Below are 8,044 nucleotides of genomic sequence, written 5' to 3' on the forward strand. Positions count from 1 at the left end.
CGCCGCAAAAGAAGTCCGCTGCCGATCAGTGCGCGGACTTGGCCGAGTCGAGCGCCAGGTTCAGCGCCAGCACGTTCACGCGCGGCTCGCCGAACAGGCCGAACTGGCGGCCCTGGGTGTGGGCGTCCACCAGTTGCCGCACGGCGTCGGCCGACATGCCGCGCGCGTGGGCGACGCGCGCCACCTGATACAGCGCGGCAGCCGGGCTGATCTCCGGATCGAGGCCGCTGCCCGAGGCGGTGACCAGGTCCACCGGCACCGGCTGGCTCAGGTCGGTGCCCGCCGCCTTCAGCGCGTCGAGCCGGCCCTTGACCTGATCGGTCAGCGCCGGGTTGGTCGGGCCGAGGTTCGAGGCGCTCGAACCCTGCGCGTTGTACGGCATCGGCGAGGTGGCCGACAGCCGGCCCCAGAAGTATTGCGGCGCGTCGAACGGCTGGCCGATCAGCGTGGAGCCGACCACCTTGCCGTTCAGCTCGATCAGGCTGCCGGACGATTGCGACGGGAACACCGCCGCGCCGAAGGCCGTCATCACGGCCGGATACGCGAGGCCCGTCACGGCGGTCAGCACCGCGAACAGGACGACGAGCGGACGAATCATGGTTTTCATGGCGTAACTTCCTTATACCCAGCCGAGCGTGGCGAGCACGATGTCGATCAGCTTGATGCCGACGAACGGCACCAGAATCCCGCCGAGTCCGTAGATCAGCAGGTTGCGGCGCAGCAGCGTGGCGGCGCCGAGCGCGCGATAGCGCACGCCCTTCAACGCCAGCGGAATCAGCAGCACAATGATCAGCGCGTTGAAGATCACCGCGGACATGATGGCCGAGGCCGGCGTGGCCAGATGCATCACGTTCAGCGCGTTCAGTTGCGGATAGGTGGTGGCGAACGCGGCCGGGATGATCGCGAAATACTTGGCGATGTCGTTGGCGATCGAGAAGGTCGTCAGCGAGCCGCGCGTCATCAGCATCTGCTTGCCGATCTCGACGATCTCGATCAGCTTGGTCGGGTTCGAATCGAGGTCGACCATGTTGCCGGCCTCCTTCGCGGCCTGCGTGCCGGTGTTCATCGCCACCGCGACGTCGGCCTGGGCCAGCGCCGGCGCGTCGTTGGTGCCGTCGCCCGTCATCGCCACGAGGCGCCCGGCCGACTGATGCTCGCGGATCGTCGCGAGCTTGGTTTCGGGCGTGGCTTCGGCGAGGAAATCGTCCACCCCGGCCTCGGCCGCGATGGCCGCGGCGGTCAGGCGGTTGTCGCCCGTCACCATGATGGTCTTGATGCCCATCTTGCGCAGTTCGGCGAAGCGCTCCTTGATGCCGCCCTTGACGATGTCCTTCAGCTCGATCACGCCGAGCACGCGCGCGCCCTGCTCGCCCAGGCGTTCGGCCACCACCAGCGGCGTGCTGCCCTTGCGCGCGACGTCATCCACCGCGCGGCGCACGTCCTCGGGAAAGCGTCCGCCATGCGCTTCGACATACTGACGAATCGCGTCGGCCGCGCCCTTGCGGATCTCGCGCTCGGGCAGATCCACGCCGCTCATGCGGGTGGTGGCCGAGAAGCCGATGAAGGTGGCCTGCAACGCCGCCATGTCGCGCTGGCGCAGGTTGAAGCGGGTCTTGGCCAGCACCACGATGCTGCGGCCTTCCGGCGTTTCGTCGGCCAGCGACGACAGTTGCGCCGCATCGGCCAGCGCTTCCTCGGGCACGCCCGCGGCCGGCACGAATTCGGATGCTTGACGATTGCCGAGCGTGATGGTGCCGGTCTTGTCGAGCAGCAGCACGTCCACGTCGCCGGCCGCCTCGACCGCGCGGCCCGAGGTGGCGATCACGTTGGCCTGCATCATGCGGCTCATGCCGGCCACGCCGATCGACGACAGCAGCCCGCCGATGGTGGTCGGGATCAGGCACACCAGCAGCGCCACCAGCGCGGTGATCGTCACCACGTGGCCGGCGTTCATCGCCTGCACCGAGAAGATCGAGAACGGCAGCAGCGTGGCGGTCGCCAGCAGCATGACGATCGTCAGCGCAACCAGCAGGATGGTCAGCGCGATCTCGTTCGGGGTCTTCTTGCGCTTGGCGCCTTCGACCATCGCGATCATGCGGTCAAGGAACGCCTCGCCCGGGTTCGCCGTGACCTTCACGACGATCCAGTCCGACAGCACGCGCGTGCCGCCCGTCACCGACGAAAAATCGCCGCCCGATTCGCGGATCACCGGCGCCGATTCGCCCGTGATGGCCGATTCGTCGACCGAGGCCACGCCGTCAATCACCTCGCCGTCGGCGGGGATCACGTCACCGGTTTCGACCAGCACCACGTCGCCGCGGCGCAGGTCGCTGGCGGTGGTGATGCGCACCGGCGATTTCGGATGCGGCTCGTTGAGCTTCTTGGCCATCACGTCTTTCTTGGCGCTGCGCAGCGACGCGGCCTGCGCCTTCGAGCGGCCCTCGGCCAGCGCCTCGGCGAAGTTCGCGAACAGCACCGTGAACCAGAGCCACAGCGTGACGGCCAGGATGAAGCCGGCCGGCGCCTCGGCCTGGCCGGCGAGCGCCGCGATCCAGAGGATGGTGGTCAGCACGCTGCCGACGTAGACGCAGAACATCACCGGATTGCGGAACTGCGTGCGCGGCGTGAGTTTCTTGAACGAATCGACGATCGCCGGGCGCAGCAGCGCCGGGTCGAACATCGATCGTGTAGCGGAATGTTGATTCATTGTGATCCTCGATGGCATCGCGAACGATGCGCGGATTCCGACTTCCCGTTTCCTGTTGGCGGGCGGCGGGCCGGCGGCGCTTGCCGCGCGGCCCGACCTGCCCGATGCACGCTCAGCGCGTGCTCAATGCGAGTTGACGAACAGCATCAGATGCTCGACACCCGGGCCGAGCGCGAGCGCCGGCACATAGGTCAGCGCGCCCACCAGCAGCACCGAACCGAGCAGCAGCACCACGAACAGCGGGCCGTGCGTCGGCAGCGTGCCGCTGGTCGCGGCGATGCGCTTCTTGGCCGCCAGCGAGCCGGCGATCGCCAGCACCGGCACGATCGTGCCGAAGCGCCCGAACCACATCGCGATCGCCGTCAGCCAGTTGTAGAACGGCGTGCTGACCGTCAGGCCCGCGAACGCGCTGCCGTTGTTGTTGGCGGCCGAGCTGAACGCGTAGAGGATCTCCGAGAAGCCGTGCGGCCCCGGATTGGCGATCCCCGCGCGGCCGGCCTCGGACAGCACCGCGAGCGACGTGCCCACCAGCACCAGCAGCGGCGTGAGCAGCACCACGATCGACACCATCTTCATCTCGAACGATTCGATCTTCTTGCCGACGTATTCGGGCGTGCGGCCGATCATCAGGCCCGCCACGAACACCGCCAGCAGCGCGAACACGAGCATCCCGTAGAGACCGGAGCCCACCCCGCCGAAGATCACCTCGCCGAGCTGGATCAGCAGCATCGGCACCAGCCCGCCGACCGGCGTCAGCGAATCGTGCGCGCCGTCCACCGCGCCGCACGAGGCGGCCGTGGTGGTGACCACGAAGATGCTGGTCTGGGCGATGCCGAAGCGGGTTTCCTTGCCTTCCATGTTGCCGCCCGCCTGCAGGCCGCTCGCGCCCTGGTCGACGTGCAGCGCCGTGAACTGCGGGTTGCCGCGCTGCTCGGAGGCCGCCTCGACACCCACCGCCGCCGCGAACGCCACCGTCATCGCCGCGAGCACCGCGACGCCCTGCCGGCGGTCGCCGATCATGCGGCCGAACACCAGACACAGCGCGGCCGGCAGGATCAGGATCGACAGCATCTCGATCATGTTCGAGACCGGCGTGGGGTTTTCGTACGGATGCGCCGAGTTGCCGTTGAAGAAGCCGCCGCCGTTGGTGCCGAGCATCTTGATGGCTTCCTGCGTGGCCACCGGGCCCAAGGCCAGCGTCTGCGTCTTCAGCGGCGTGGCGACCGTCACCGGGTTGCCCTTGTCGTCCTTGACCGGGTTGCCCTGCGCGTCGAGCTTCGGCGCCTGGTACGTGCTGGCCTGCAGCGTCGGCACGTCGGTGTAGGCGCGGAAGTTCTGGATCACGCCCTGGCTCATCAGCAGCGCCGCGACCACCGCCGACATCGGCACCAGCACGTACAGCGTCACGCGCGTCAGGTCGACCCAGAAGTTGCCGATGGTCTTCGCGGTATGACGCGCGAAGCCGCGGATCAGCGCGATCACCACCACGATGCCGGTGGCCGCCGACAGGAAGTTCTGTACCGTCAGGCCGAGCATCTGCGTGAGGTAGCTGACCGTCTGCTCGGGCGAATAGTCCTGCCAGTTGGTGTTGGTGACGAAGCTGACGGCCGTGTTGAACGCACCGTCCACCGTCATCGGCGGGAACTGCTGCGGGTTGCCGGGCAGCCATTGCTGGAGGCGCAGCAGCGCGTAGAGCAAGAACATGCCGAGCACGTTGAACGCGATCGTCGCGAACGCGTACTGCTTCCACGACATCTCCGCGCCCGGATCGACGCCCGCGATGCGGTACAGCACGCGTTCGAGCGGCCCGAACACGCGCACGATGCGCGACGAGCCGTCCATCACGCGGGTCAGATAGCCGGCGACGGGCACCGCCAGCGCCAGCAGCACGACGAGGAAGATCCCCGCCTGCATCAGATCGTTCGCGCTCATTCGATGTCCTCCGCGCGCAGCAGCGCGTAGATCAGATAGGCGAACAACAGCGCGGTCGACAGCCCCGCGAGCCATAGCATCCAGTTCATTGACGCCCCCCGCGACCATATTGCGAGAGCTTGTCGCACCCCGCGACGAGCGCAGCGATCAGCACTGAAAAGAGTGCGAGACCACCGATATACAGCGCATCCATTGTTGTGTTCTCCGTGTTCCTGTTCGAACGGATGCAACGTTATGGGAATGCGCGTAAAGGGCAGGTCAAAGGTGGGCGGGCGGGTGTAAAAAACGCGTAAACGCGGCAGGCGCCGGGGGACGGCCGGAAAAGCGCGCGGCCGCCCTGGAGGCGGCCGCGGCGTGAAGCGGGGGATGAAGCGGAGCGTTAAGCGGGGCGTTACGGCAGCAGGATCGTCGAGCCGGTGGTGCGGCGCGCTTCGAGATCGCGATGGGCCTCGGCCACGTTCGCCAGCTGATAGCGCTGACGCACGTTGGTCCTGACCTTGCCCGAGATCACCGCGTCGAACAGCTCGGCCGCGCCGCGTTCGAGATCGGCGCGCTTGGCGATGTAGGTAAACAGTGAAGGGCGCGTGAAGAACAGCGAGCCGCGCGAGGCGAACTCCTTCGAGTCGATCGCAGGCAGCGGGCCGGACGCGTTGCCGAAGCTGACGAACAGGCCGAGCGGCGCGAGGCTGTCGAGCGACGAAACATAGGTGTCCTTGCCGATCGAGTCGTACACCACGGGCACGCCCGCGCCGTTCGTGATTTCCTTCACGCGCTTGGCGAACTCGGGCTCGCGCGTGTAGACGATCGCGTGGTCGCAGCCGTGCGCCTTGGCCAGTTCGGCCTTTTCATCGGAGCCGACCGTGCCGATCACCGTCGCGCCGAGCGCCTTGGCCCACTGGCAGACGATCAGCCCGACGCCGCCTGCCGCCGCGTGAATCAGAATCGTGTCGCCCGCCTTGACCGGATAAGTGCGGCGCAACAGGTATTGCGCGGTCAGGCCTTGCAGCATCAGCGAGGCGGCGTCTTCATGGCTGATCGCATCGGGCAGCTTGACGATCTTCTCGGCCGGCAGCACGCGCTCCTCGGCATACGAGCCGGGCGGCACGCCGGTGTAGGCGACACGGTCGCCCACCTTCAGCGCGCCGACGCCCTCGCCCACCGCCACCACCTCGCCCGCGCCTTCCTGGCCGAGGCCGCCCGGCAGCGGTTGCGGATAAAGGCCGGTGCGGAAATAGACGTCGATGTAGTTGAGGCCCACCGCGTGGTGCTTCACGCGCACCTCGCCGGCCTTCGGTTCGCCGACCTCGACGTCGACCCACTTCATCACTTCCGGGCCGCCCGGTTGGTCGTAACGGATTGCTTTCGGCATGCGTCGTGCTCCTGAGTTGGATGTTCGGGGGATTCGGCCGTCTCGCGACGGGATGAGGGATTTTCGCGCGGCGGGGGAAATCGTGCTGGCGGCCGCCACGCCGGGAAGCGGCACCGGGAAGCCGCGTCATGTAAAGAAATGAATTCTTCAGACAAAACCATCAAGGCCTGCCTGCTCATGCCGTTAAGCACGGGTCGGCGCGCTCGTGCCGACGCGATGTGCAAACGTGCAGTCCACATAACTTGAAGAAAGGATCCGAGTCATGCGCATTTCCGTTGTCGCAACCCTTCTGCTCGCGCTGGCATCCACCGCACAAGCCGCGACTTCCATCACGGTCGACGGGCGGCAGAACTGCATTCAGAGCGCGCTCTCGCCAGGCGCCGCGCCCTATGGCACCGCCGCGACATTCCAACTCTCGCCGGGCCGGTACGTGATGTCGCTGTCGGCGAACACCATGTCCTGCTCGTCCGGCGACTGCCCGATCAACACCGTGATCGTGCAGGGCGGTGTCCTCAATGCAAAATGGGGCGTGCCGGTGACCACCCAGCCGATCGTCGTGGATGTGGGCGGCAACGGCGCATCGACCCTGTACGGCTACACCTCCGACGATGTCTGCTCGGACAACACCGGCCAGGCCACGCTGCTGATCCAGCAGGCCTACTGACCGGCATCGGCATGCGCCGCGCTCGATGCCCGGCGCGTCACCTCACCCCAGCCGCCGCACCAGATCATCGAGCAGCACCCGCGCCGTCGCCACGTTGGTGGCCACCGGCACGTTGTGCACGTCGCACACGCGCACCAGCGCGTTGATGTCGGGATCGTGCGGCTGCGCGGTCATCGGGTCGCGCAGGAACACCACCATCTGCACGAGGCCCGAGGCCAGTTCCGCGCCGATCTGCTGATCGCCGCCGAGCGGGCCGGACAGCTTGCGCTCGACCTCCAGCCCATGCGCGCTCGCGATCCGGCCGCCGGTCGTGCCGGTGGCCAGCAGCGTGCAGCGCGCCAGCGTGTCGCGATAGGCGCCCGTGAGCGCGACGATCTCGTCCTTCTTGGCGTCGTGCGCGATCAGCGCAATGCGGGGTGCATCCATGCGGGTCAATCCTCGTGGGTCGAAAGGGAGCAACGGGCGGGCGCGGCGCGCGCTCAGAACGTGCCGGGGTAGGCACCGCCGTCCAGCAGCCAGTTCTGGCCGGTGATGTAGCCGGCATGCGCGCTGCACAGGAACGCGCAGGCCGCACCGAACTCGTCGGGCTGCCCGAGCCGGCGCGCCGGGATCTCCTGGGTACGACGCGCGCGCATCTCGTCGACGCTCTTGCCGGCCGCCTGCGCCGACGCCGTCAGCGTGGTCTTGATGCGGTCGGTGTCGAACAGGCCCGGCAGCAGGTTGTTGATCGTCACGTTGTGCTCGGCCACCTTGCGCGACAGCCCCGCCACGAAGCCCGTCAACCCCGAGCGCGCGCCGTTGGACAGCGCCAGCACATCGATCGGCGCCTTCACCGCCGAGCTGGTGATATTGACGATGCGCCCGAAGCGGCGCGCGATCATGCCGTCGACGGTGGCGCGGATCAGCTCGATCGGCGTCAGCATGTTGGCGTCGACGGCGCGGATCCAGTCGTCGCGCGAGAAATCGCGAAAATCGCCCGGCGGCGGGCCACCCGCGTTGGTGACGAGAATGTCGGGCTGCGGGCAGGCCGCCAGCGCCAGCTCGCGGCCTTGCGGCGTGGTGATGTCGCAGGCGACGGCCGTGACGTCCGCGCCGGTGGTACGGCGGATGTGTTCGGCGGTCGCGTCGAGCGTTTCCTGGGTGCGCGCCACGATCACGAGCTTCACGCCTTCGGCGGCCAGCGCCTGCGCGCAGCCGCGTCCGAGCCCCTTGCTGGCCGCGCATACGAGCGCGGTGCGTCCTGCGATTCCGAGATCCATTCGAGCCGGTTCCTTGCTGTCAGTGAGCGGCGCGAGCCGCACCGATGCGGCGGCCCGGCCGGCGCGGGCGGCCACCGCCGGCGAAACCGCGCCGCAGCCGCCCCGCGCCGCCG

The 8,044-nt window shown here is 68.0% G+C and carries 8 protein-coding genes; 1 reads left to right on the forward strand and 7 read right to left on the reverse strand.

Going from position 1 to position 8,044, the window contains the following annotated elements; genetic code table 11:
* Positions 1-25 precede the first annotated feature (25 nt).
* From kdpC to ACYP33_RS30545, 5 genes are all read right to left on the reverse strand, one after another.
* On the reverse strand, positions 26-607 hold the full coding sequence (gene kdpC / locus ACYP33_RS30525; protein WP_414451351.1) for a potassium-transporting ATPase subunit KdpC: 582 nt from the start codon (positions 605-607) through the stop codon (positions 26-28).
* A 12-nt stretch (positions 608-619) separates the two neighbouring features.
* A complete protein-coding gene (gene kdpB, locus ACYP33_RS30530) occupies positions 620-2,707 on the reverse strand; it encodes a potassium-transporting ATPase subunit KdpB (protein ID WP_414442671.1) in 2,088 nt (695 codons plus the stop codon).
* Between the two features lie 123 nt (positions 2,708-2,830).
* Positions 2,831-4,639, reverse strand: coding sequence for a potassium-transporting ATPase subunit KdpA (gene kdpA / locus ACYP33_RS30535; protein WP_414442672.1), 1,809 nt, complete (start codon positions 4,637-4,639; stop codon positions 2,831-2,833).
* Positions 4,636-4,728, reverse strand: a complete 93-nt coding sequence (gene kdpF, locus ACYP33_RS30540; protein WP_206130663.1) for a K(+)-transporting ATPase subunit F — start codon at positions 4,726-4,728, stop codon at positions 4,636-4,638. Before kdpF ends, kdpA begins: the two co-directional genes overlap by 4 nt.
* A 302-nt stretch (positions 4,729-5,030) precedes the next feature.
* Positions 5,031-6,008: a quinone oxidoreductase family protein gene (locus ACYP33_RS30545; RefSeq protein ID WP_459624995.1), complete on the reverse strand. Its 978-nt coding sequence runs from the start codon at positions 6,006-6,008 to the stop codon at positions 5,031-5,033.
* Positions 6,009-6,270: 262 nt separating this feature from the next.
* Here ACYP33_RS30545 and ACYP33_RS30550 point away from each other — a divergent pair, with 262 nt between their 5' ends.
* A complete protein-coding gene (locus ACYP33_RS30550; protein WP_414442674.1) occupies positions 6,271-6,672 on the forward strand; it encodes a hypothetical protein in 402 nt (133 codons plus the stop codon).
* Between the two features lie 42 nt (positions 6,673-6,714).
* Here ACYP33_RS30550 and ACYP33_RS30555 read toward each other — a convergent pair whose 3' ends face one another.
* Together ACYP33_RS30555 and ACYP33_RS30560 are read right to left on the reverse strand one after the other, a co-directional pair.
* On the reverse strand, positions 6,715-7,098 hold the full coding sequence (locus ACYP33_RS30555; RefSeq protein WP_414442675.1) for a methylglyoxal synthase: 384 nt from the start codon (positions 7,096-7,098) through the stop codon (positions 6,715-6,717).
* A gap of 53 nt (positions 7,099-7,151) precedes the next feature.
* Complete coding sequence (locus ACYP33_RS30560) at positions 7,152-7,931, reverse strand: SDR family oxidoreductase (protein ID WP_414451345.1); 780 nt, start codon at positions 7,929-7,931, stop codon at positions 7,152-7,154.
* Between the last annotated feature and the right edge of the window lie 113 nt (positions 7,932-8,044).

Source organism: Burkholderia sp. 3C (genome assembly GCF_054589155.1).